A 22,968-nucleotide genomic window follows, 5' to 3' on the forward strand; every position below is an offset into this window, starting at 1 on the left:
AAAATGCCAGCGCCGGATAACGCTCAATAACGCCATGTCGATCACTCCATAGCCCCCGCTGAAAACATGCGAGGGAAGGTTGGAACATGGGTCAATTCTCAATGGAAATATCAGGCCACGCCGGGTCAGTTCTCAGTGGCAATCAACAATTTAAGGGTTCCCAGGTCCTGACCTGCACGCATCAGAAAGTAAGCCAGCTTCTGCACCTCAATCTGACTCAATGGGTACATCATCTGCCGATAGATCGAGAGTACCTTGATAACCGCTGCCCGACCTGCGGTCATCTTCGGTTTAGCGGCTTCCGGAACCAATTCGCGCACGTTTTCGGCTGCGCTGGGTTCGAAAAGCTTGACCTCAACGTTCGGCACTTCTGCGAACGCCCCGAGAATCAGAGGCTTTACCGCACTCCACTCAAGTCCACCGTTGCCACATCCGAGTGGCGGCAGTGCGATGGATCTGATTTTCAGCCTCCGGATCTGCGGCCGCCTCGATCTGACGGAGGTAGGTGCGCGGGAAATGATACCGCTGTTCCGGGAGATCGTCATAGGTCGGATCGACCTTGGTGGTCAGTACGGCCTTCGCCATGTGATGGACGTGCTCTCTCGCTGGAAATCAGGCTCTCTTGAGCCTTGCTACCAGGCGGCAGGCTGACGCGAAACAGCCCGAGAGTGTCCTTTTACAGCCTCGTTTGCGTGGCATGAATGCACGTATTAATTGCACGAATTACTCGGCTCTCCGGTAAGCAAGATTCCTCATTTGTGCGGCATTGGCACCGTTTTTCTAAGTAATATAAGTATTTAATTTTGGTATTTACTTGGTTATATTTGTTTACCAAAACCATAGATTGGTTGTTTTGGGAGTTATTGCTTGAGATAATCGAGAGGTAAAGGCTGATGTGCTTTTACAATCATCAATCTTACATGGAGATACCCGTGACCGACACTCCCAACGCATCCGCTCTCCCTTCCGCCGCCCGCACGTTCTATGAAACCAACGCTGTCGCCGAAGACATCAAGAACCAGCTCGAAGAGACGGCCATCTTCCTCATCAGCGCTTCGCGCCGTTCGACCGAAGAGACCTTCAAGCTCGGCGAGCATCTTGAACGCGCAGCCGGGCTGCTCCCGGAAGGGACCTTGGAAAAGTGGGCGGTCGAGCGCTGCGGCTATAGCGCGCGTCACGTGCGGACCCAGCGCGCAGTGTTTCGCAACCTGGCTCCCTACAAGGACCTTCTGGTGGAGTTGGCCGTTGGTCCGACGGTCCTTGGAAAGTTGAGCGCTGCTGAACCCGAGCAAATCGAACAGGCCATCGGCTTCGCCGCCCAGAACGGCAAGCTCAGGGTGCAGGACGTCGCAGCGATTGTGGCCGGGTCGAAAAACGAGGCAGAGGCACTGCCGCAGATCGATCCGTACGATGTCGGCGGCCTTGACGGGCTCAAAGCGATCATTGCGATCAAGGTCCGGGAAGGCATCAAATCCTTCGTCGGACACCTGGAGGAGATCCGCACGCACGTCAGTGAGGCGTTGCCGAAGAAGAACATCGTCAAGAAGACGCTCTCTGGAAAGACACATCTGACGGCGCGCCTTGCCCATGAGGAACTGAAAAGTCTGGCGCAGTTCGTCAGACCCTATCCAACCGCGGCATACGTGATCTCGCCCACCTCCCTTCCGGGCAAGACGGGTTGGGCGGCGGTCAGCGCGCTGCTCTACAAGATGGGCAGCGAAACGACCTGGCCGGACAAAGGCGAGCTTCGGACCTGGTTGGAAACGGAAGTCCTGCCGATCCTGGAATGGACCACTTCCAAATCAAGCGCCCCGGCTTGGCTTGGCGCTGAAACCCGTGAGGCGCCGAGCGCGAGTGTTCCGGTCGAGGTTGGTGCGGACGAGCCAGTTCCTGCGGATGTCAGCGGCAGCCCCGACACGGTACTCACGCGTATCCCCTCGGTCGAAGAAAGGATGGAGTCTATCGCTGCGGCGTTTGGAGCCACTGCCACGATCGAGGCGCCCAAGTCCAAGCTCACACTGGGGGATGACGTTCCTTCCGTCGCTGAAGCACTGGCCAAGCCTGAAAAGCGCCCGACGCGAGCGGAACTCGTCGGCCGGATCAAGTCCGAGTCGGGCATCGTTACGAAATCTGTAACGCCACCAAACGCCGCCGCGTGATCGATTGACCCAAGACCGGGCGGCCGGAATCCCGGCCTTCCCACCAAATTCGAAGGGGCCGCACGTCGGCCCTTTTCTTTTTGCATTCGATGGCCAGTGGACACGCGCCGGCGAATGTGACGATCGCCGGAAGCGTTCATCGGTCCCGGACCTCGTGAGCCCGCCGTTAACTATGTACCGGCTTTGTTCTTTTTTGCTCTTCCGGGTCCTTGAGCCCGGCTCCCGGTCCTGCCAGGGTAAGGCCGTTCGGAAGACCGGACACAAAACGGCCCAAGCCGATGCTGGTAACATCGACAAGGGCCTGACCCTCAGCCTTCTTGCGAAAGGAAATGCTGCTGCCTGCCGGGCGGTGATATCCTCGAACTTCAACTGGATGGAGAACGATGTGGCGCCGCGACTGAAATCGCGGTCCTGAATCCGTATCCACTCCCCGGAATTCACGGAAAGCGCATAGCGCAGGGCATCAAGAAGCGCTGTCTTCCCGCTATTGTTCTCGCCGACGATCAAGTTGATGCTAGGATTCAATCGCACCCTGAAATCCGTAAGGGCGCGAAAATTTTTTATTGAAACGTCCGATAGATACATTCTGATTCCCCTTAGCAAATATTAGTTCCAGAGGGTTGGGCAATGCAATCGGAGGCTTCAGGATGCGGCGAAGCACTGCCAATGGCGAGAAGGATAATAAGCAACGCTGCAAAAGGCAGTAGTGCGTTCGCCGCCTTGTACCTTGGCTGAAGCCGGACCGCAGGCGTGTCGATTTTCTTAGTCCTAGCAGGAGCAGTACATAAAATCGCTGCCGTCACACGGGGGGATCATGAGTATGTTCGAGGACCGGCGGGGCTGACTCACGATGTCGCACTTGTCGGAAATTCGGGTGAAGGTCGGCCGCAATGCAGTCTGCAGGTTGTGTTCCGCAGAACCCCGACACGCTCAGACGACCGGTGCTCGGTCGACGGCGAACGGCAGTCTTTCGCGGGCCGATGCCTCCACGTCGCGATCGAATTCGGACTGGCTGTAGTCTCGTGGATAATAGGAAAAGCTCTTCAGCGTGAAATAGTTAGCCATGCTCATGAAACGTCTCGACACCTCGAGGCTCGCAAGCTCCGCCGCCTCCGCGTCGAACTCGTCGCTGAGATGCATGCGCGTGATGCCGGTCTCGATCGCGCTAGTAGGATCGACCGGACGAGCACCCGTATGCGACCACTCTTCCAGCAGGATATCGGCAGTCGCAGGCGGACCATAGGCGATGACAGGACCGACGGAGACGCCAGCGATGCAAGACGCGTGGGCATCCAACCATTGCGTGGTCTCCTCCAAGGTCCTTCGTGACTCGCCCGCGTACAGCAGCACATTGACCTTGGCCAGTACGCCGTTGTCGCTACAGGCCTGAAGCAGCGCGGACGCTTTGCTGAGATACCGCTCGGGATTGTTCGACTTCTTCATCGCTAGGATCTGGGTCGGCGACGCGGTTTCCAGGCCCAGATCAAGTACCTTTAGTCCGGCACCTGCCAGATAGGGTATAGCCTCCGGCAGCAGTGCGTCGACGCGGCTCTCCGTTCGCCACCGAATGTCGAGATTCTGCTCGTAAATCGCTGCCGCTAGTCGTGCACTCCAGCGGGGATTGGGCACGAACATAGATGCCTGCATGTAGGGATGTATCTCCGATCCGCCATATTGGTCCCGCACAAGGGCCATCGAGCGTGCGATCTCCTCGGGCTCCCTCAGCTTTTCCAGAGGGATATCGCGCTCCTCGCAGAACTTGCATCCCATGCCGCAGCCCCTGGATGCCTCGATGCTCGGCTGGAAGCGCAGGTGATCGACCACCAGCAAGTGGTTGAGGGTAAATGCCGGGGTCGGGGCTGCGAGACGACGCAGGTCCGGTTGATCGGTCAGGAGGCTCCCGATGGTGGGCTCGCCCAGGCCGGGGACGAGCACGTCTGCTTCGGGCAGCTTGCTTCTCAACCAGGCCACGTCGGGACCGACCACCCATCGGCCGCCGACGACGATGCGTGCGTCCGGGTCCGTTCCCTTCACGATCCGACAGAAGGCTTGTGCCCAGGGCAACGCGTAGAAACTCGGGACGGAGAGCATCACCGGGTGCGTCGTTGGGAAGGCACCCATCCCTGTCAGTCGTTCCAAGACGGCGTCGGGCGTTTCATGGTCGCCGTGGATTAGAAGGGTGCGCTGCCCGCCGAGGTCCAGCATGGTGGCCAGGGACAACGCGCCATAGTTCAGATAGAGTTGGCGACGGGCCAAAGGATGGTCCCGTTTCTTGGGGGCAAGTAAACCCGCCGAAACGAATGGAATTACATCCGATCTTTTCATATAAGGTGTTCTCCTGCCCCGGAGTGGGGAAGTCATATAGGAGCGATGATTGCCTTTTATAAGTATCGAGGGGATCGATGGTAGCGGAAAGACCGAACAGACCAGCCTTTTGGTAAACCGGCTGGCGGCTGCCGGCAAGCGCGTAATCCGCACCAAGGAACCGGATGGAGGTCACCTTGGAAGCGAGGTCAGGGCCATGATGGTTGTGCCCGATCGCACGCTTTCCCCCGTCGAGCAGATGCTTCTGGTGAGCGCCTCCCGATACGGACATGTCAGAACGGTGATCCGGCCCGCTCTGGCTGCCGGGGACTGGGTCGTTTCCGACCGATACGTCGATTCCACCTTCGCTTTCCAGGTGTATGGGCAAGAACACAGTCTCGTAGCGATGTTCGAGGCGATGAGGGAAGTGGTGGTCGCGGGCACGATGCCAGATATTACCATCATCCTCGACTTGCCCGCCGAAGTCGCCCTAGAAAGACGCTCCAAAAGGCAGGGCGACAAGGTTGACCCTGCGGAAGTCCACAGGAACTTTGGCGAGATTAGGCAAGGTCTCCTGGTGGCCGCCGCTCGTGCGCCCGGCCGTTGTAAGGTCGTTGACGCCGACGCGCCGTTGGATGAGGTCGCCGACCGGGTCTGGCGAGAGGTTGCGACCCCGTTTCGGCTCGAATGACTTCCGAGCCGCACCTACTTCCAGCTTCGACGGGACCCGGCCGCAGAGAGAAAGGCCCTTGCTACCTTGAATCCGCAGACCCGCAACCTTCTGGTGAAACACATTGCAGAGGCGGTGGAGGCCATGGGGCCCGCGCCGTTGTTCGAACGTTTCGCGGTGCTGCTGGTGGAGCACCTCCTCAACGTCGAACTTTTCCAAAGTGGGTCGTCCATATCCGGGAACCCCGTCGCTGGCACGCTCGACGCGACCTCGGCGGACCAGCGCGTGGTGGTCGAGGCTTCGGCGCTACAGACCTATTTCGGGCAGCAAATGGCGAAGGCGCGCAACGACCTCCGACATGCCTTGGAGCTCGCCCCAGGTGCCGAGCGCATTCTCTTGGTGTCGTCGCAGCGAGCGCCTGTCGGAACGATCGAGCATTTCGTTCAGGATGCGGCGCGCGATCCTGCCACGGCCGACCGAGAAATCGCCGTCTTCGACAGCCGCCGAATTGCAGAAGCGATAGTCGACGAGTTGGTGGTCAAGGACAATGCGATGGATGCCCTGTCCGAGCTGCTCCCGGCGTTGGACGAGGTCCGGGATCTGCATCCCTACAATCTCGCCGCGCCGGTGCTGGACAGCCGCTTTGTTCCTCGGCATGACGTCGACCGAGAATTGAGCCGCCGGGTGGCCGACAGCACTTGCGTGGAAGTCGCGGGCCTCGGTGGCCTGGGCAAATCGATGGCCGCAGCGGCGTTTCTGCGTCGGCATGGTGGCGAATTCGAATACCCATTCTGGGTTGATGCTCGCACCATCCGAGGTGTCGAGCAACTATCTGCCATACCGTTGCGCCGGGGTGGGGCCGACCGCAACGTGCTCGGATTACTGAAAAGGCACCGATGCCTGGTCGTGCTGGACGATGCCAACGAGGATTTGACCTTGGAAGCGCTGTTGGACGTATGCGGCCCAGAATCAAAGATCCTCGTCACGCGGCGAAGGCGGACGCCGGGATGCTACAATCTTCCCTTGATGGAGAGCGAGGAGGCACGCCTCGTTATCGATGCGGGTCTCAAGTCGCCGATTCCCGACCTTGCCTTCGCGGCCATCACCGCCGCCATCGGCGGGCATCCATTGAGCCTGCGGCTGGTGAACGCCGCCGTGCGATTCGGCGCCTCGTGGGACGAGATGATCGAGGATTGTCCCCGCGTGGGCAGCATGGCCGATGGCGAAGTGCTTCTTGCAGAAAGGGTCCTTGGGCGCTTGAGACCGATCCTCTCCCAAGAGCTGTCCGTGTTCGTATGGGCAGGACAACCCAACTGCGATCGCGAATTCCTCAAATTGGTCGTCGGTGCATTGGGCATACGAAAGCTCCAGGAGTTTGGGCTGACCGCACCCGACAGTCCCTCATCGGTTCGCCTGCATGACATCGTGTATTCGTCGTTGCGCACCTGCGACTGGCTCTCTCCGCAGCAGTCCAAGGAGCTCGACAATGCGCTCGAGCGATACCTGACAACTCAGATGCGAGGCGATGGGCATGGTCTGCAAACCACGGCGGCGCAGCTCCGCAACCGGGTCCTGAAGCTGGCGGTGGCGGGCGACCGGAGGCCGGCATTCCTGCATGCACTGCTCGCTGCCTGGTCACCTCACGAGATCGATCCTGCGTTGCTGCCTGTGCCTGCCGCCAAGGCGGCCGAGATCGCGGGCCGGGGCGCCACCGATTCCGACGCGGAGATCCTTCTTGTTCTCGAGACCATCGAGGCCTTGAATCGACACGAGAAGCACGTCAACGGATACGCGAGCGCGCAAGCGATGCTCCGAGAAGCACTGCCGGTCTACGCGATGCTAGGCGGCACTTCCGGCTTAAGCCCCCGTCAGTCGGCGGAGATCAAGCATCACCTTGCCAAGACGCTCAAGCTTCTCAGACGGGAGGACGAGGCGTTGGCGCTGTTCGAGGAAGTGGTGGCAAACTTCCCGCTGAACGAGGCCAAGCTGCAGCTTGTCCGCCTGCACGCCAAGCCCGGCGGTTACGAACGAGCCACCACGCTGGCGCTGGAGATAATAGAGGCGCATCGATCGGGAATGGGGGTCACGGCCTCCGTGCTCATGGGGCTGTCGGACACCCTGAATGGAGGTCGCGACCGATGGTCAGGCGAGATTCTCTCCGTGCATGACGAACACCTCATGTCGCAGGCCCTGTTCAGCGCCGCGTCGGGGGTCGCCCAAGGATACGATGCGCTTTCCGCATTCGCCCGGTCCTGGGCCTGGAATGCTCCGGAGCGCCTTCAGCAGCTGCTTTCGCAGTTGCCGGAACCCACGCCGTTCATGCTGAGCGACGAGAGGAGTCGTGCAGGCTATGCAGAGATCCTCTATCACGCGGCGCTGATGGAGACCGGCAGCGGCGGCGCGGACCGCGCCCTCGAGGCCTACGAGAGCCTGCGCTCCCCCGACGCATTTCAGCGGCGTCGTTGGGGAGAGGTCCTGAACATGCTGGGTAGATTCGAGGAATCCGAGATCCTGTTGCAGGGCATCGACGATCCAGATGGCCGCATATGGATTGCTAACAGCCTTTCGCAGACCAAACTGGGCTTGGGCAAGACCCAAGAGGCCCTCGCGCTTGCCGACGAAGCCATCGCCGGGGCCACGGGTCGCAACGAGATCTATCGGGGGAGTTTCCTGCTGCAACGGGCCAAGGCGCTCCTAGCGCTTGGGAAGGATCCGACTGCCGAACTCGAGGTGGCGCTCGCAGGAGGAATCAACCCCCGCCAGCGGACAGAGTTGCTCGACATGCAGGCCGCGCTGCGGAGCGACCACCCTCTGGCCGCTCGATAGTCGCGCGGCCCGCAAGCTGGTTTGTCGAGGCGGCGAGCTAATTTCTCTGCCAAGGCCGGGTACGTGCGTCATGTTACGGTGCTATACGTTTACGGCCGCCCGAGAACGGTGATTCTGCTTCCGGCCCCTTTCTGCCAGCAACGCGCCCCCAATTTTCCCGTTCTCTGCGTGGAGGGGCGATTCTGAAACCGGTCATTCCGTTGGGGCTCCCCCCGATCCCATTTGCCCTTGGGAATCATTGTCGTCAGTTCGAGGTCCCCAGCCACATTTTTTCTCTGCACGGACTGCAAGGTCCGTAACGACGTCGATTACGTCCAGAAGGCGGACATAGACGTATTCCAAGAGCAGTCGCATTTCAGTGAGTTCGAGGTTCTTGGAAGTCGTATAGAAGCTCGTTGGCGTTGCGTGGAGCAGGCGCGAGGTATACCGGTATATGTACTGATACTCCGGCTCCATCCCGACTGCCCTCGCGGAATCGAACCAATTCCATTTCGATACGCCACCCGCCTCGTCGATCAGCGTTTGACTAAAACGACTGACGAAGTCCAAGCGTACCTGTCGCTTGGCTTCGAGATCCGCCTGAGCGGCAGCCACCGCTTTCTTCCTGATCAAATGAGCTTGGAACCCATAGCCGCTGACCTTGGCATCTGCCGCGTAGGCGACAAAATGGCGTCGAGCCTCAAAATCGATCGCGTCCATCCGAGCCTTCTCAGCGTTCCGGACGATTTCCGCTGTCAGGTTTTCGCCATGCTCTTCCACGAGCGCCTTCATCCCCGGTACAGGATTGTCGCGCTCTGCCATCTCGTCGAGGAACTGAGCTTCGGCCTCCAGGTGGGCGATGTGCTGCGAGGTGTGATCCTCTCCGTCCTTCAGCGACAGCATAAGAAAACGAAGAGATTTCAGGGGTACTTGATGGATAGTCCTGAGCCATACAAGCAACTCGAAGACGTACCGAGTTAGAGAGATGACGCCGAGCGTTTCCAAGACGACAACGTTGTTTGCGACCAAGATCTGACAGCGACCAAGGGCTTCCGCTCCGATTTCGCAAGGTAGGAGGGTCTCCGCTCGCTCCCGTCCTTCTAGGGTGGCTATCTGCGGTTCGGCTGTCACCGCCCTGACTCGCCGCATTAGTTGCGCGATGTTCGGGGCAAGACCCTGAATCTCAGCGGCGACTGCTGCCACTCCGCTTTCGGCGTTTCCCGTCACTCCAGATTCTGCTGCCGTTGCTTGCATCATCTTCGTTCAATTTCCCAGTCTTTGCATCGGAGGTGCCGGCAAGCATTGATCGCGCAACTGTTGCTCCTTATGAGGTCGGGATAGCGCTGGAACAGGAAATATTCCAGGAGCACACCACAACCTCGCCTACTGCTGGTGATCAATCCCGTCCTGCAAAGCATGACGCTGGGTAGTATAGTTCCAGTCTCTTACGCCCGAATTGGTCCGGCAGGTATTTTGCGAGGCGGAATTCGACAATCAGATCTTTGAAGCTACCGGAGATGGCGGCGAGGCCATTGTAACAGCAGAGGGACACCTCATGGCTTGTCAGCTGGCTCCTGAGGAGATTTCCATAACGGTACTTCTGAGGTTGAGTCAAAACTGGATCCTCCTTGATTCGGAGAAGCAGAGTATAAAGTAGACGGTAGTATGGAGCGAAAGTGCTCTCATAGCGAGAGTGGACGTGATTAAGGTAGAGCTTCGCAGCAGTTTCGGCGGAGACCTCACCATCTGCCTGATTAGCTCGGCCAATCCAGTGTCGCATTTCCGTACTCGCACGTTTGAAGGCCTCAGTTCCTTCCACTCGTTCGCCAGAGTTTCGTTCCGTCGAAGCTCCATCTTGTAGATAATCTCTGCTGTATCGAAATTCGACGTCATTCCGCGCCTCACGGAGGAGGCGGAGAAGTTCGTAGAACGTCTGCTCAAATCGCTGAATGTGTTGATCCCTCTCAGTTCGAAATATCTGCTCCTGCTGCCGATTAAGGTCGTCCCGTTGCTGTTTCAGGGTGAAAAGAACTGCAATGAACGCGAGGGCGGAAAATAGAGCGTTCAACGCGCCGAACGTATCCCCTAATTGGCCGAGCAGTTCGCTCTTCCATGGGACGTCAAGCCACTGAAATATAAGCTCTTGGCTTATCCAAGCTGCCCACAAGGTCGCGACCGCAAAACTTGCGGCAATGATCGATCTTAACGCCAAGCCATCCCCCAGACGAACTGCACGAGTGCAACGTATAGGATATCCTTAGTTATGCATTCACGGGCGCTTTAAACGTCGCGGCCACGCGCTGCGGGGATGACGGTTGCGGTGCGGTAGGCCGATATGTCGTTCTTCGTGTTCGGATGTATATCAGCGAACTACCAGACGGAGGCGTCTTTACATTGGCAGTCCCAAGGCTCCGTCGGTCGATCCCTAGGATCGCTGCCGTTCCCCGCCTCGGGGCCGCGGACTAGTTCCAGAATTGTGATAGGTTTGCGCCGAGCGGGCAGACAACGTGCTCCCAACCGGTTAACTGCCAAGGTGAGGACGTTGGAGGACAAGTGCGGGAAGCGTACTCGTCGGGTCAGGCCGGGCTGCAAGTCGCTGAAAGCCGGCGACCTTGTGGCGAGAGGGTATGAGCGCCATGGCGCGCTTAGGCAGTCCGAGGCTGACAAGAAAGCTGCTCCAGGCCCTGCGACGAAGACGGAGGCTGAACAGTAGACTGCCCGTTCTGGGAGGCACCTAGGGCGCTTACTCCCTCGGCTTTCGAGCGCCATTCGCACCAGCGTGCATCTGATGTCGATGAATTTCCGCGCAGTCTTGACGAGCATGCGCGTCGTGGCATTGTTGGACGGCACGAGCGACGCCCAATGCTCCATTTAGAGGGTGTCTGGCACTGTCTTGGTACCGAGAGCCATCGCCATCTTCTTACAGTGTTGGACACATGGCTGCGCAAAGAGCTGCGCAGCCGCAGCCGTTAAGCCGAGAGGGCACTAATTCAGGAGGGCGCTCGCGACGACCACGATCCCGATCCCTACCAGTCCGTAAATCACGAAGAAGATGCCCGATGCGGCCCAACGCTCCCAGCCAACTTGGCCTTGTGTGAATGCTTCTCCGGCAACAAAGACCGCGGCTAGGGCAAGAGTTAGTGCAAGGAACCCGAAGAATAACATGACCGGCCATGCCAGCCACACAACCCAATCCTGGGGACTGGCGCCGATATACGCGGTCAACGCACCGGAAAAGATTGCGGCAGACCAAGCGGAATTGTTGAGAAGGCCCGCCCAATCGCCAAAATTGGTGGCGGCGTCGCGTTTCTGCTCGTAGCTGGATGTCGTGCTTAAAAATAGGTTGATGAATTCATCTATCGGATTACGGCGCATAGGTGCTCCAAAGGTTGTAACGACGCCCGCATTACCCGTCTAAACTTGACAACAGGTGAATGGACCCTATTCAACCTCATCCGACAGCATGGATGATTAAAGCGCCATCGTTGGCTTATTTCACGAAAAGACCCGAACGGGACGATTGATTGCAGAAACGTTGGGCAAGGACGCAAATGCCTCGGTCGGGACTCTCAAGAGGCTGAGAGGCGAAGGCGCTGATGGAGAAGATATCTAATCACTAGCTAACGGCCTGCGAGATCCGGAAAAGTGATGCGGAAAACTGTTCCGGTTGCCTTCGGCAAGGTTCGTCTAAGTGCTTGAAAAGTATGAAAAAAGAGAGATTGGCTGGGGAACCTGGATTCGAACCAAGATTAACGGAGTCAGAGTCCGTCGTTCTACCGTTGAACTATTCCCCAGCATGGCTGGTTCCGGTATGGCCGGGGCCTGTGAGGCGGGCTTATAAACAAACGGCGGCGAGATGCAAATGGTTTTTTTGAGAAAATTGCATCAGGTCCTGCATGCCGCTTGCGTCGCGGTTTCGTCATAAAAAGAATTTGGCGAACGGGCCGGGCGCTGGTAATGTCGCGCCAACGAAGATCGAGAGAGCGCCTGCTTGCAGCCCAAGGGCTTTGCGCGGCGCCATAGGCAGTAACGTGAACGACCCCGACAGCGGCGAAAAGCCGTCCGTTTCCGGGGCGCGAGTTGCGGACGATACGGGACGACCGAAGCGGTCGCGCCGTCGCAAGGGAAAACAGAAGGGCGCAAGCTCCGCTGCCGTTTCCCCGTCCGCAGGCCAGGCGGCCGGTTCAACCGCAGCCGCCGAGCGCCCCCAGTCCGCCCCGAGCGGCACCCATGCGCGCAGAAACAAGCGTCGCAAGCACGGCAAGAGCGCCGGCGGCGAAAATGTGCGTCCGCTTGCGCCCGTCGGTCAGCGTGAGGGCGCTCAACAGAATCAGCATTCGGCAGATGGCCACAAGGGCCGGCGCAAGCATCGCGGCCGCAAATCCGCAGCGCGCGCGACTCAGCCTGCCGCCGACGCGGCGATGGTGTCGCTCGTCGCGGAAACGATCACCGAACCGCGGCCCGTTTCCCATGAGCCGCGCCGCGAGGCTGCATCGCCGCGTGCTGTCGAGCGTGATGGTTACGATGCTCCGCTCTATGCCGCGCTCGATCTCGGCACCAACAATTGCCGCCTCCTCATCGCCCAGCCGACCCGGCCGGGGCAGTTCCGCGTCGTCGATGCCTTTTCGCGCATCGTGCGGCTTGGCGAGGGGCTTGCGGCAAGCGGCCGTCTTTCCGACGAGGCGATGGACCGCTCGGTCGAGGCCCTGAAAATCTGCGCGGCCAAACTGAAGAGCCGCAACATCCGTCGCGCCCGCCTGATCGCCACCGAGGCCTGCCGCGCGGCGACGAACGGCGAAAGCTTCCTCGAGCGGGTGAAGCTGGAGACGGGACTCGATCTCGAAATCATCAACCGGGAAACGGAAGCACGGCTTGCCGTGTCCGGCTGCTCGTCGCTGGTCGGGCGCGAGGCGAAATCCGTCGTGCTGTTCGATATCGGCGGCGGCTCCTCGGAAATCGCGGTCATCCGCATCGGCGACAACCGCTCCAGCCGGCTCGCCAACCACATCACGCACTGGACCTCGCTGCCGGTCGGCGTCGTCACGCTGTCGGAGCGCCACGGCGGGCGGGATGTCACGCCGGAGAGCTTCCAGGGCATGGTCTCGGAAGTCGAGGGCATGCTGGCGAATTTCGATTGCCCCGCCGAAAGCGCCTATGCGCCGGAGGATTTCCACCTCATCGGCACCTCGGGCACGGTCACGACGCTTGCCGGCGTGCATCTCGACCTGCCGCGCTATGATCGCCGCCGCGTCGATGGCGTGTGGCTGTCGGACGACGAGGTCACGGCCATGCAGGCGCGGCTGCTGTCCTGGGATTTCTCCGCCCGTGCGGCCAATCCCTGCATCGGGCCTGATCGGGCCGATCTCGTGCTGGCCGGCTGCGCCATTCTGGAGGCGATCCGCAAGCGCTGGCCCTCGCGCCGCATGCGCGTCGCCGACCGCGGCTTGCGGGAAGGCCTGCTCACCGACATGATGGCCGATGACGGCGTCTGGCGCCGTGGCCGCCACCGCCGCAACCATCGCGGCGGGCACCGCAACCCGGCAAAGCCCGAAGGACAGGCGTCATGACCAAGCCCCCCATCGGCCGCAAGCTCGGCCAGAAGGTCAAGAAGGGCAAGCTGAAGGCCTCCTCCCGCCGCTGGCTGGAGCGCCATATCAACGATCCCTATGTGCAGCGCGCCAAGCTGGAAGGCTACCGCGCCCGCGCGGCCTTCAAGCTGCTGGAAATCGACGAGAAGCACCACATTCTCGATGGCGCCCGGCGCATCATCGACCTGGGGGCCGCGCCGGGAAGCTGGTCGCAGATCGCCGCCAAGGTGACGAACTCGACCGATGCCGATCCGCGCGTTGCGGCCATCGATTTCCTGGAAATCGATCCGCTGCCGGGCGTGCGCATCCTGCAGATGGACTTTCTCGAGCCGGATGCGCCGGAAAAGCTGATCGAGGCCGTCGGCGGCACGCCGAACCTCGTCATATCGGACATGGCGGCGCCGACGACCGGCCATCGCCAGACGGACCACATCCGCACCATGCATCTGTGCGAAGTCGCGGCGCATTTCGCGATCGAGGTTCTGGCGGAGGGCGGCCATTTCCTGGCGAAAACCTTCCAGGGCGGCACGGAGCGGGAGCTGCTCAACCTGCTCAAGCAGAATTTCAAGCAGGTCATCCATGTGAAGCCGGGCGCCTCGCGCGCCGAATCGGTGGAGATGTTCCTGCTCGCCAAGGGCTTCAAGGGCCGCAAGGCGCGCGACGAGGCGACTGAAGCCGAGGAGGAGGCGTGATGCTGCTCTACACCACCGTCGGTACCAACGATCTCGAACGCGCCGGCCGCTTCTACGATTCCGTCCTGCCGCTCATCGGCTATATCAGGCAGAAACAGGGACCCGATGAAATCGGTTATGGTGCGGATGGGGACGTGCGCTGCCGCTTCTGGGTGGTGGAGCCGTTCAACCGCGAGCCCGCCACCTTCGGCAACGGCGTGACCATCGCCTTCGACGCGCCGACCCGCGCCTCCGTCGATGCGTTTCATGCGGCAGCGCTTGCGCAGGGCGGCACGGATGAGGGCGCGCCGGGCATCCGGCCGTTCCACGCCAATTTCTATGCGGCCTTCGTGCGCGACCACGACGGCAACAAGCTCGTCGCCATCTGCGAAAAGCCGGAATAGCTTCAGACGCTGCCCCTCATCCCCCTGCCGGGACCTTCTCCCCGTAAACGGGGCGAAGGGGCAGAACGGTGCGATCCCCGTTCCTCGCCCCGCTTGCGGGGAGAGGATGCCGGCAGGCAGGTGAGGGCGTTCCGTCCTACTTCACCGTGATCGTTTCCTCGTCCTCTCCCGCCATGCGATGGCCGGAGACGGAGGCGCCTGCGTTTTTCGCCATGGTGAGGAAGGGCAGCGCCGCAAGCAGGGTGATGGCGGAGATCACCATGAAGGCGATCTGGAAATCACGCAATTCGAGCGGGGAACCGGTCAGCGAGGTCTCGACTTCGAGGATGGCGCCAGCCACCGCCACGCCCATGGCAAGGCTGATCTGTTGAAGCACGGCGCTCATCGACGTGGCCTTGCTGGCATCCGCATCCGGAATGTCGGCGAAGGACAGCGCGTTGACGCTGGTGAAGAAGAACGAGCGCACGAAGCCCGCGATCAAAAGCACGCCCGCGATGAACCAGAAGGGCGTGGTGGGCGCGAAAAGCCCGTTCACGAAGGTCAGCGCCGCGCCGAAAATGCTGGCGACGATCAGCGTCGTGCGGAAGCCGGCGAACGTCAGGACCCGCTTGGCGATGACCTTGGTGGTGATCGCGCCGATCGCGCCGGTGAAGGTGACGAGGCCGGACTGGAAGGGCGTGAGGCCGAAGCCGACCTGCAGCATCAGCGGCATCAGGAAGGGCACCGCGCCGACCGAGATGCGAAACAGCGTACCGCCGATCGAGGCGGCACGGAACGCGCTGTCGCGGAAGAGTTTGAGGTCGAGCAGCGGCGTCGGATGGCGCTTTGCGTGGCGCACATAGAGCACGCCGCAGGCAAGGCCGACCACGGTGGAGACGATCCCGATGACAGGCGGAAGCGCCGGCAGGCTGATGACGGAAAGGCCGAACATCGTGCCGGAGGCCGCCACCGCGCTGAGGAAGAAGCCCGTCCAGTCGAGCGGCGGCGGGGCGGCGGCGCGGATTTCCGGCAGGTAGATGCCCGAGAGGACATAGCCGACGATGCCGACGGGCACGTTGATCAGGAAGATCCAGTGCCAGGAGAAATAGGTGGTGATGAAGCCGCCGAGCGGCGGGCCGGCGAGCGGACCCACGAGGGCGGGGATGGTCAGCAGCGCCATGGCCGAGACGAGTTCCGAGCGCGAGGTGGAGCGCACCAGCACGAGACGGGCGACGGGCGTCATCATCGCGCCGCCCATGCCCTGCAGGAAGCGTGAGACGACGAAGGCGACGAGGCTGTCGGCAACCGCGCACAAGATGGAACCGGCGACGAAGACCAGGATGGCGAGGCGGAAGATGCGCTTGGCGCCGAAGCGGTCGGCCATCCAGCCGGAAAGCGGAATGAAGGTGGCGAGCGATACCATATAGGCGGTCAGCGCCAGCTTCAGCGTGATCGGCCCTACGCCGAGATCGGCGGCGATGGCCGGCAGCGAGGTGGCGATGACGGTGGAATCCATCTGCTCCATGAAGAGCGCGACGGCGAGGATGAGCGGGACGATACGGTTCATCGGCAAATCGGAGTAGGAGGCCCTCGTGCAGGCCCACCCGTCTTCTGCGCCCCGCTTTGCCATCTGTCAAATCGCCGGGATCACAAGGCCGTGATGCGGCGGGACGGGATCGTGACAGCGCCCTAGATCGTCGCGTGTCATCCTCACGTCGATGCCGGTGCCTATAACGGCGACACGTTTTTCAGAAGGGAAGATCCATGGCAGACCATCCGACAATCTCGCGCCGGTCCTTGTTTCTCGCGGCGGGCGTGACGACATTGGCGGCACCGCTGCTGATGAACCGCGCGGGCGCCCTTGCACAAGCCGAAAGCGATGCCACCGATATGCGCGTAAGCCCCCTCGAAGCCCGCAGTTTCAAGCTCGGCAGTTTTCGCGTGCTCGCCATCCGCGACGGCATGCGCGCCTCCGACAAGCCGAACGAGACATTTGGTATCAACCAGTCCGCCGAGGCCGTCGCGGCACTTCTGGCGGAAAATTTCCTGCCGGCGGACAAGTTCGTCAACAGCTTCACGCCGACGCTTGTCGATACGGGGTCGGAAGTCGTGCTGTTCGATACCGGCATGGGCGAGGGCGGGCGCGACGCCGGCATGGGCCGTCTTCTCGAAGGTCTGAAATATGCCGGCTACACGGCCGACCAGATTTCCGTCGTCGTCATCACCCACATGCATGGCGATCATATCGGCGGTCTGATGGAGGGCGGCAAGCCGGCCTTCCCGAATGCCCGTTACGTCACCGGCCGCACGGAATACGATTTCTGGGTCAATCCGGAGCGCATGGGCACGCCCGCCGAGCAGGGCCATCAGGGCGTATTGGCCAAGGTGCAGCCGCTCGCCGAAAAGCTCACCTTCATCGAGGACGAGGGTCAGGTCGTGCCCGGCATTACCGGCCTCAACGCCTTCGGCCATTCGCCCGGTCACATGATCTTCCGCGTCGAATCGGAAGGCAAGGCGCTCATCCTGACGGCCGATACCGCCAATCACTTTGTGCTCTCCCTTCAGCGTCCGGACTGGGAGGTGCGCTTCGACATGGACAAGGCGCAGGCGGCGGCAACGCGTAAAAAGGTCTTCGACATGATCGCGACGGACAGGCTCGCCTTTCTCGGCTACCACATGCCGTTCCCGGCGGCGGGGTTCGTGGAAAAGGCCGGCGAGGGCTATCGCTTCGTGCCGGTGAGCTATCAGTTCGATCTTTGAAGCCACCGTTTTGGCTGAAGAGATCCCTCATCCCGCTACCGCGACCTTCTCCCCGCAAGCAGGGAGAAGGGATTTGTGGCAACGCCTTGCTCCATCCTCCTTCGCCCCGCTTGCGGGGAGAAGGTGCCGGCAGGCGGATGAGGGGCAGGCCTCCGCACTCGCTTGTCGACAAATCCCGCCCGGGCGGCATTCCGGGCGTTTTGCTATTTCCAAGCCGTCATGAACGTGTTACCAGCCCTCGCCAACTTCCAAGAATTTCTTGCAAGCGACCGAGGCGGACATCTCCCAATGTTCCCCTTGGTGCGTAAGCTTTACCCTGAAGGAACTTGGCCCCATGGCGCGCATCATTGAAACGGCAACCGGTCTCGAAGCTCTGACCTTCGACGACGTTCTCCTGCAACCCGGTCACTCCGAGGTTATGCCGGGCCAAACGAACATCGCGACCCGCATCGCCCACGATTTCGAACTCAACCTGCCGATCCTCTCTTCCGCCATGGACACGGTGACGGAAAGCCGTCTTGCCATCGCGATGGCGCAGGCCGGCGGCCTCGGCGTCATTCACCGCAACCTGACGCCCGCCGAGCAGGCCGAGGAAGTCCGCCAGGTCAAGAAATTCGAAAGCGGCATGGTCGTCAACCCGGTCACGATCGGCCCGGACGCCACGCTCGCCGATGCGCTGGCGCTGATGAAGTTCCACGGGATTTCCGGCATTCCGGTCGTTGAAAACGGCGGCAACGGCAAGGCCGGTCGCCTCGTCGGCATCCTGACCAACCGCGACGTGCGCTTCGCCTCCGACCAGAGCCAGAAGATCTACGAACTGATGACCCGTGAGAACCTCATCACGGTGAAGGAAAGCGTCGACCAGCAGGAAGCCAAGCGCCTGCTGCACACGCACCGCATTGAAAAGCTGCTGGTGGTCGACGGCGACGGCCGCTGCGTCGGCCTCATCACGGTCAAGGACATGGAGAAGTCGCAGCTGAACCCCAACGCGTCGAAGGATGCGCAGGGCCGGCTTCGCGCCGCCGCAGCCATCTCCGTCGGCGATGACGGCTTCGAGCGCGCCGAGCGCCTGATCGATGCCGGCATCGACCTGATCGTCGTCGATACCGCGCATGGCCATTCCCAGCGCGTTCTCGATGCCGTCGCCCGCGTCAAGAAGCTCTCCAACTCCGTTCGCATCATGGCCGGCAATGTCGCCACCGCAGACGGCACGAAGGCGCTGATCGATGTCGGTGCGGATGCCGTCAAGGTCGGCATCGGTCCGGGCTCGATCTGCACCACGCGCATCGTCGCCGGCGTCGGCGTGCCGCAGCTTGCGGCTATCATGTCGTCGGTCGAGGCCGCCCAGGCCCAGGACATCCCTGTCATCGCCGATGGCGGCATCAAGTTCTCCGGCGACCTAGCCAAGGCGATCGCCGCCGGCGCCTCGGCCGTCATGGTCGGCTCGCTGCTGGCCGGCACGGATGAAAGCCCGGGCGAAGTGTTCCTCTACCAGGGCCGTTCCTTCAAGGCCTATCGCGGTATGGGCTCCGTCGGCGCCATGGCGCGCGGCTCCGCTGACCGCTACTTCCAGGCGGAAGTGCGCGACACGCTGAAGCTCGTGCCGGAGGGTATCGAAGGCCAGGTGCCGTACAAGGGCCCGGTCTCGGGCGTGCTGCACCAGCTCGCCGGCGGCCTCAAGGCTTCCATGGGCTATGTTGGCGGCAAGGACCTCAAGGAATATCAGGAGCGCGCCACCTTCGTGCGCATCTCCGGCGCGGGCCTGCGCGAAAGCCACGCGCATGATGTGACGATCACCCGCGAGAGCCCCAACTATCCGGGCGCCGTCTGATCGCCTCGTCAAAAATGGATGTTTCGAAATGCCCGGTTCTGCCGGGCATTTTCATTTTAAACGCTTTATCCCTGTTCCGTTTTTTCAAGCATGCGCTAAGATTACCGTACCGGCAATTTCGCCGGTTATCTGGGGGATATCATGAAGAAGTTTTTGGCTGGCGCCCTTCTGGGCTTGGGGCTGGTCACGTCCGCGCACGCACAGACGGTCACCGCCGGCACCTACGCCGTAGAGGGCACGAATCTCGATGGTTCCGCCTATGAGGGCACAGCGACGATCGAACTGACCAGCGAGACGACCTGCTCGATCGAGTGGCATACCGGCTCGACCACCTCGAACGGCATCTGCATGCTCTATGGCGATGCTTTTGCGGCCGGCTACGTGCTGGAAGATGCCGTCGGCCTCATCGTCTACCACGTCAAGGGTGACGGCGTGCTGGAAGGCGCCTGGACGCTCAGCGGCAAGGACGGCTCGGGTACCGAGAACCTGACGCTGCAGCAGTAAGCCTCTTTCCTTCGGCTTGCGGCAAGGGCCATTTCCGGTTGAGCCTTCGACCGGAAACCCCTATCAAGGGGCCCGAAACGACAAGCCGAAGGATAAACATGTCTCCCACGGAAGCCACGATCTGGCCTGTCATCGCGCATGTCGCGCTGGTCTTCGCCCTCTATTTCCTTTTGTCTTCGCGCCGCATGGGCGCGGTGAAATCGGGGCGGGCAAAACCCGAGCAGTTCCGCGAGAACCGCGACGAGCCGGCGGAAAGCGTGACCGTCAAGAACGCCATCGCCAACCAGTTCGAACTGCCGGTTCTGTTCTATGTGGTCAGCGTCTTTCTCTATCTCGTCGATGCCGACAATCCGGTGACCGTTGCCGGCGGCTGGGTGTTCGTGGCGCTGCGCTACGCTCACGCCTATGTCCATGTCACCAGCAACCGCCTGCGCTATCGCCGGCCGCTGTTCATCGCGGGGCTCGCGGTCGTCGGCCTCCTGTGGGTCTGGCTTGGCGTCTGGCTTGCCTTCACCTGAAATTTATTGACGCTGAATAAAGCAAGACACTGATCCGTTTGAGAAAACGGGGCCGGGTTCTGACGGATCCGGCCCCGTTCTTTTAGGGGCAACAGCACCATCGCAATCCGAAGGCCAAGCAAAACATTGCGGCTTCAGGCGCGCGATATCATCACTCATTACGGGATCATTTTCGTGACATCTCTCGCGACCAGAACGTTCGCCGCCCTTGCCGCGGCGGCCATGCTCACCTGCGTGCCTGCCGCTTACGCTGCCGGCCAGAAATTCGATATCAAGAACGACTCCGAATACATCATCGACGGTTTCTATACCGGCGAGGGCGGCGAATGGAGCGCCAACTGGATGAACTTCAAGCTGAACGGCGGCGAAAGCGCCAATATGGAGTTTAACTACGACGGCCCGTGCGACGTCGAATTCTACGTCACCTGGGAAGGTGAGGACGGCTCGAGCATCAAGGGCGACGAGACGACGATCAATATCTGCGAAGCCAACACGATCTATTTCGACGGCAAGCAGGCGACCTACGACTGATCTGTCACTGACGGAATGGAAATGGAGGGCCCCGGCGTGGCAACATGCCGGGGTTTTCTATGGCGCGGTGATGTCGAGCCGCATGGCGCAGCGCGTGTCGCGCCGCAGCCCGTGGCTGTCCTCAAGGTCGAGCAGCTCCCGCAGGCGCGGGGAAAGCGCGTCCTCGTCCAGCACGCGAAACCCGAGCCGTTCGTAAAACGGGCAGTTCCAGGGAATGGTGCGGAAGGTGGTGAGCGTCACGGCGTCGAGACCGCGCGCCGTTGCGATGTCCACGGCGTGCTCAATGAGCTTGCGGCCGATGCCGAACCCCTGGTGCAGGTGATCGACGGAGATTTCGCAGATATGCAGCTCCCGGCCGCAAACCTCCGCGCTGAGGAAGCCGAGCGGATGATCGCCGTCATCGACGGCCACCCAGTTCGTCCCGGCCGCAAGGAGCGCGGTATGCACCTCCGCACTCTGCCCCTCGCCGACCGACAGCCAGGAAAAGGCCTCGATTAGCCGGAAAGCCTGCGCGGCCGAGCGCTCGATCTGACGCAACGTTTCCACGTCATCGTCACGCACAGGGCGGATCGTCACGCCGGAGGGGCCGGTCTTGACGAGGGGAACGCCGTCGAGCGGCAGCTGCGTCACCATCCCGGCAGGATATTCGCGGTCCGCAGGCGTGCTACACGCGGGAAGACTTTTACATCCGCCTCAGGCAGATCATCGGCCGCCGTCAGCGGCGTGATGTTGTCGAGGCAGGCGGTGATGTGGCTGGTGATGGCGTTCGAGAGCGAGGGCGAAAGGCCGGGCCGGCGCATGATGCCGATCTGCACGGGGGCGAGCGGCGGGAAGCCGTCGGCCTGCGTCAGCACCTTCATGCCGGGGCGCAGCGCGGATTCCGGCAGCACCGAGACGGCCATGCCGGCCATGACGGCGGCGGCGACGACGGTGGAGGACCAGCTGGTGAACAGCACTTGATAGTCGCGCCCGACGGAATCGAGCGCGGCGCAGGCGATCTGCCGCCACTGGCAATCCCGACGGCCCACGGCAAGCGGCACCGGTGCGTTTTCCGGCAGCGGATGGTTGGCTGACATGACCCAGCACAGCGGCTCCGTGCGCACCACGTCCGACTGGCGCTGGCGCGGATTGTGCGTCACGAGCGCGATGTCGAGTTCGCCCTTGGCCATCTTCTCTGCGAGATCCACCGAGGGCTCGCAGACGATGTAGAGCTCGACATTCGGGTGCGTCTTGGCAAACCGCATGATGATCTCGGGCATGTAGCGGTCGGCGTAATCGTCCGGCGTGCCGATGCGCAGCATGCCTTCTAGGCGATTGTCGTCGAAGGCGGCGATGGCCTCGTTGTTCAGGCGCAGCATGCGGCGGGCATAGTTGAGCAGGCGCTCGCCCTCGGCCGTCAGCCGGTTACCGCGGCCGTCCTTCATGAAGAGCTGCTTGCCGATGCGCTCCTCGAGGCGGCGCATCTGCATGGAAACGGCCGACTGGGTCTTGAACACCCGCTCGGCCGCGCGCGTGAAACTCCCGGTATCGGCAATCGCGACGAAGGTCTGCAGCTGGTCGATGTCTAGCGGAGCGGACATAAAGTCACCCATAAGATTGTTTGATTGATACTATTAGAAACATTCGTTGGACTGATCAATGAGATTCTGCGAAAAAGCAATTGTTGAACGATAGGTCTTACGTTGATCCCTCGCTCGACGGGATCTGCCGTTTTGCTTCGACCTCCGCAGGCGGCTCTTCTTCAACTCTTACTTTTTGAACCGCCGCTCGAACCCTGTGAGCGGCGAACGATCACGGGCGTCGTGCGAAACCCCATCGAAGGACGATGGATCGCCGAGCCGGAAAGGAGAAATGCCATGCGCATGATCGACCGCAAGATGGAAATCGATATCCTCGCAACGCGCCGTCCGGCCCCGAACCTCTTTGCCCGCGTCAGCACTGCCGCCGCCAAATTTGTCCGCGCATGGCAGAACCGTCGCGTGATCAACCGCCTGAACGAACTCGACGACCATCAGCTCTATGACATGGGGCTGTGCCGCAACGATGTTCAGGACGTCCGCGCCGCATCCTTTTTCGCGGATGCCGGCCTGCATCTGACGATCGCCTCGCGCGAGCGTGCCCGTCGTCACCTGCGCAGCGGCCGTCTGGATTGATTTTCGAGGGTGCCGGCCTGCCTCCCGGGGCGGCACCGCAGCATTGACGCAATTCCGGACGCAAAACCGCCTCGCGCGTTTGCTGGAATTG

General features: G+C 61.4%; 21 protein-coding genes, 1 tRNA gene and 1 pseudogene. 13 read left to right on the top strand and 10 right to left on the bottom strand.

The genetic code is table 11. The features are described 5' to 3' along the window. Positions 1–125 precede the first annotated feature (125 nt). On the bottom strand, positions 126–368 hold the full coding sequence (locus ACOZKU_RS02055; RefSeq protein ID WP_421577453.1) for a hypothetical protein: 243 nt from the start codon (positions 366–368) through the stop codon (positions 126–128). Positions 369–450: 82 nt separating this feature from the next. On the opposite strand from ACOZKU_RS02055, the gene ACOZKU_RS02060 reads away from it, so the two are divergent. Together ACOZKU_RS02060 and ACOZKU_RS02065 are read left to right on the top strand one after the other, a co-directional pair. Further along, a complete protein-coding gene (locus tag ACOZKU_RS02060; RefSeq protein WP_421577454.1) occupies positions 451–651 on the top strand; it encodes a hypothetical protein in 201 nt (66 codons plus the stop codon). A gap of 281 nt (positions 652–932) precedes the next feature. Beyond that, the gene (locus ACOZKU_RS02065) at positions 933–2,159 is read left to right on the top strand and encodes a hypothetical protein (RefSeq protein WP_421577531.1); all 1,227 of its coding nucleotides are present in this window, start codon (positions 933–935) and stop codon (positions 2,157–2,159) included. A gap of 258 nt (positions 2,160–2,417) precedes the next feature. Here ACOZKU_RS02065 and ACOZKU_RS02070 read toward each other — a convergent pair. Together ACOZKU_RS02070 and ACOZKU_RS02075 are read right to left on the bottom strand one after the other, a co-directional pair. After that, a pseudogene (locus ACOZKU_RS02070) lies at positions 2,418–2,744 on the bottom strand (ATP-dependent nuclease); the annotation flags it as partial. 345 nt (positions 2,745–3,089) lie between these two features. Continuing rightward, a complete protein-coding gene (locus tag ACOZKU_RS02075; protein ID WP_421577455.1) occupies positions 3,090–4,484 on the bottom strand; it encodes a B12-binding domain-containing radical SAM protein in 1,395 nt (464 codons plus the stop codon). A gap of 49 nt (positions 4,485–4,533) precedes the next feature. On the opposite strand from ACOZKU_RS02075, the gene tmk reads away from it, so the two are divergent. Beyond that, a complete protein-coding gene (gene tmk, locus ACOZKU_RS02080) occupies positions 4,534–5,154 on the top strand; it encodes a dTMP kinase (RefSeq protein ID WP_421577456.1) in 621 nt (206 codons plus the stop codon). A 66-nt stretch (positions 5,155–5,220) separates the two neighbouring features. Next, the gene (locus ACOZKU_RS02085) at positions 5,221–7,959 is read left to right on the top strand and encodes a hypothetical protein (RefSeq protein WP_421577457.1); all 2,739 of its coding nucleotides are present in this window, start codon (positions 5,221–5,223) and stop codon (positions 7,957–7,959) included. 192 nt (positions 7,960–8,151) lie between these two features. Here ACOZKU_RS02085 and ACOZKU_RS02090 read toward each other — a convergent pair whose 3' ends face one another. From ACOZKU_RS02090 to ACOZKU_RS02105, 4 genes are all read right to left on the bottom strand, one after another. Next, on the bottom strand, positions 8,152–9,195 hold the full coding sequence (locus tag ACOZKU_RS02090; protein ID WP_421577458.1) for a hypothetical protein: 1,044 nt from the start codon (positions 9,193–9,195) through the stop codon (positions 8,152–8,154). Between the two features lie 139 nt (positions 9,196–9,334). After that, positions 9,335–10,150, bottom strand: a complete 816-nt coding sequence (locus ACOZKU_RS02095; RefSeq protein WP_421577459.1) for a putative phage abortive infection protein — start codon at positions 10,148–10,150, stop codon at positions 9,335–9,337. A gap of 773 nt (positions 10,151–10,923) precedes the next feature. Then, on the bottom strand, positions 10,924–11,313 hold the full coding sequence (locus ACOZKU_RS02100) for a hypothetical protein (protein WP_421577460.1): 390 nt from the start codon (positions 11,311–11,313) through the stop codon (positions 10,924–10,926). 345 nt (positions 11,314–11,658) lie between these two features. Further along, positions 11,659–11,732: transfer RNA gene (locus tag ACOZKU_RS02105), tRNA-Gln, on the bottom strand. 237 nt (positions 11,733–11,969) lie between these two features. Between ACOZKU_RS02105 and ACOZKU_RS02110 the strand changes: the two genes are divergently transcribed. The 3 genes from ACOZKU_RS02110 to ACOZKU_RS02120 are packed head-to-tail and all read left to right on the top strand — an operon-like array spanning position 11,970 to position 14,601. Next, entirely contained in the window at positions 11,970–13,505 is a 1,536-nt protein-coding gene (locus ACOZKU_RS02110; protein ID WP_421577461.1) for a Ppx/GppA phosphatase family protein, read from the top strand. Then, the gene (locus ACOZKU_RS02115) at positions 13,502–14,218 is read left to right on the top strand and encodes an RlmE family RNA methyltransferase (protein ID WP_244760035.1); all 717 of its coding nucleotides are present in this window, start codon (positions 13,502–13,504) and stop codon (positions 14,216–14,218) included. The genes ACOZKU_RS02110 and ACOZKU_RS02115 overlap by 4 nt, the downstream gene beginning before the upstream one ends. Then, a complete protein-coding gene (locus ACOZKU_RS02120; RefSeq protein ID WP_421577462.1) occupies positions 14,218–14,601 on the top strand; it encodes a VOC family protein in 384 nt (127 codons plus the stop codon). The genes ACOZKU_RS02115 and ACOZKU_RS02120 overlap by 1 nt, the downstream gene beginning before the upstream one ends. A 136-nt stretch (positions 14,602–14,737) precedes the next feature. Here ACOZKU_RS02120 and ACOZKU_RS02125 read toward each other — a convergent pair whose 3' ends face one another. Continuing rightward, on the bottom strand, positions 14,738–16,147 hold the full coding sequence (locus tag ACOZKU_RS02125) for a DHA2 family efflux MFS transporter permease subunit (RefSeq protein WP_421577463.1): 1,410 nt from the start codon (positions 16,145–16,147) through the stop codon (positions 14,738–14,740). 197 nt (positions 16,148–16,344) lie between these two features. On the opposite strand from ACOZKU_RS02125, the gene ACOZKU_RS02130 reads away from it, so the two are divergent. The 5 genes from ACOZKU_RS02130 to ACOZKU_RS02150 all read left to right on the top strand — a co-directional run bounded on the left by ACOZKU_RS02130 (position 16,345) and on the right by ACOZKU_RS02150 (position 20,724). Next, positions 16,345–17,340, top strand: coding sequence for an MBL fold metallo-hydrolase (locus tag ACOZKU_RS02130; protein WP_421577464.1), 996 nt, complete (start codon positions 16,345–16,347; stop codon positions 17,338–17,340). A 334-nt stretch (positions 17,341–17,674) separates the two neighbouring features. Further along, complete coding sequence (gene guaB, locus ACOZKU_RS02135; RefSeq protein WP_421577465.1) at positions 17,675–19,171, top strand: IMP dehydrogenase; 1,497 nt, start codon at positions 17,675–17,677, stop codon at positions 19,169–19,171. Between the two features lie 141 nt (positions 19,172–19,312). Next, positions 19,313–19,675 carry a hypothetical protein gene (locus tag ACOZKU_RS02140; RefSeq protein ID WP_314093419.1) on the top strand — a complete coding sequence of 121 codons (363 nt, stop codon included), beginning with the start codon at positions 19,313–19,315 and terminating at the stop codon, positions 19,673–19,675. A gap of 98 nt (positions 19,676–19,773) precedes the next feature. Continuing rightward, positions 19,774–20,193: an MAPEG family protein gene (locus ACOZKU_RS02145; protein WP_421577466.1), complete on the top strand. Its 420-nt coding sequence runs from the start codon at positions 19,774–19,776 to the stop codon at positions 20,191–20,193. A 174-nt stretch (positions 20,194–20,367) separates the two neighbouring features. After that, positions 20,368–20,724 (top strand): hypothetical protein, encoded by a 357-nt coding sequence (locus tag ACOZKU_RS02150; RefSeq protein ID WP_314093422.1) that lies wholly within the window; start codon positions 20,368–20,370, stop codon positions 20,722–20,724. A 57-nt stretch (positions 20,725–20,781) separates the two neighbouring features. Here ACOZKU_RS02150 and ACOZKU_RS02155 read toward each other — a convergent pair whose 3' ends face one another. Both ACOZKU_RS02155 and ACOZKU_RS02160 read right to left on the bottom strand, forming a co-directional pair. Then, complete coding sequence (locus ACOZKU_RS02155; RefSeq protein WP_421577467.1) at positions 20,782–21,357, bottom strand: GNAT family N-acetyltransferase; 576 nt, start codon at positions 21,355–21,357, stop codon at positions 20,782–20,784. Further along, a complete protein-coding gene (locus tag ACOZKU_RS02160; RefSeq protein ID WP_314093426.1) occupies positions 21,351–22,304 on the bottom strand; it encodes a LysR substrate-binding domain-containing protein in 954 nt (317 codons plus the stop codon). The genes ACOZKU_RS02155 and ACOZKU_RS02160 overlap by 7 nt, the downstream gene beginning before the upstream one ends. A 276-nt stretch (positions 22,305–22,580) precedes the next feature. On the opposite strand from ACOZKU_RS02160, the gene ACOZKU_RS02165 reads away from it, so the two are divergent. Continuing rightward, positions 22,581–22,877 carry a DUF1127 domain-containing protein gene (locus tag ACOZKU_RS02165; protein WP_314093427.1) on the top strand — a complete coding sequence of 99 codons (297 nt, stop codon included), beginning with the start codon at positions 22,581–22,583 and terminating at the stop codon, positions 22,875–22,877. Positions 22,878–22,968 lie beyond the last annotated feature (91 nt).

Source organism: Shinella sp. M31 (assembly GCF_049199205.1).
Classification (GTDB): Bacteria; Pseudomonadota; Alphaproteobacteria; order Rhizobiales; family Rhizobiaceae; genus Shinella.

Excerpts from the sequence above, each read along its gene's own strand:
- ACOZKU_RS02060 (WP_421577454.1), top strand. The coding sequence starts at position 451 with ATGGATCTGATTTTCAGCCTCCGGATCTGCGGCCGCCTCGATCTGACG.
- ACOZKU_RS02075 (WP_421577455.1), bottom strand. The coding sequence starts at position 4,484 with ATGAAAAGATCGGATGTAATTCCATTCGTTTCGGCGGGTTTACTTGCC.
- ACOZKU_RS02090 (WP_421577458.1), bottom strand. The coding sequence starts at position 9,195 with ATGATGCAAGCAACGGCAGCAGAATCTGGAGTGACGGGAAACGCCGAA.
- ACOZKU_RS02100 (WP_421577460.1), bottom strand. The coding sequence starts at position 11,313 with ATGCGCCGTAATCCGATAGATGAATTCATCAACCTATTTTTAAGCACG.
- ACOZKU_RS02115 (WP_244760035.1), top strand. The coding sequence starts at position 13,502 with ATGACCAAGCCCCCCATCGGCCGCAAGCTCGGCCAGAAGGTCAAGAAG.
- ACOZKU_RS02120 (WP_421577462.1), top strand. The coding sequence starts at position 14,218 with ATGCTGCTCTACACCACCGTCGGTACCAACGATCTCGAACGCGCCGGC.
- ACOZKU_RS02125 (WP_421577463.1), bottom strand. The coding sequence starts at position 16,147 with ATGAACCGTATCGTCCCGCTCATCCTCGCCGTCGCGCTCTTCATGGAG.
- ACOZKU_RS02130 (WP_421577464.1), top strand. The coding sequence starts at position 16,345 with ATGGCAGACCATCCGACAATCTCGCGCCGGTCCTTGTTTCTCGCGGCG.
- guaB (WP_421577465.1), top strand. The coding sequence starts at position 17,675 with ATGGCGCGCATCATTGAAACGGCAACCGGTCTCGAAGCTCTGACCTTC.
- ACOZKU_RS02140 (WP_314093419.1), top strand. The coding sequence starts at position 19,313 with ATGAAGAAGTTTTTGGCTGGCGCCCTTCTGGGCTTGGGGCTGGTCACG.
- ACOZKU_RS02145 (WP_421577466.1), top strand. The coding sequence starts at position 19,774 with ATGTCTCCCACGGAAGCCACGATCTGGCCTGTCATCGCGCATGTCGCG.
- ACOZKU_RS02155 (WP_421577467.1), bottom strand. The coding sequence starts at position 21,357 with ATGGTGACGCAGCTGCCGCTCGACGGCGTTCCCCTCGTCAAGACCGGC.
- ACOZKU_RS02160 (WP_314093426.1), bottom strand. The coding sequence starts at position 22,304 with ATGTCCGCTCCGCTAGACATCGACCAGCTGCAGACCTTCGTCGCGATT.
- ACOZKU_RS02165 (WP_314093427.1), top strand. The coding sequence starts at position 22,581 with ATGCGCATGATCGACCGCAAGATGGAAATCGATATCCTCGCAACGCGC.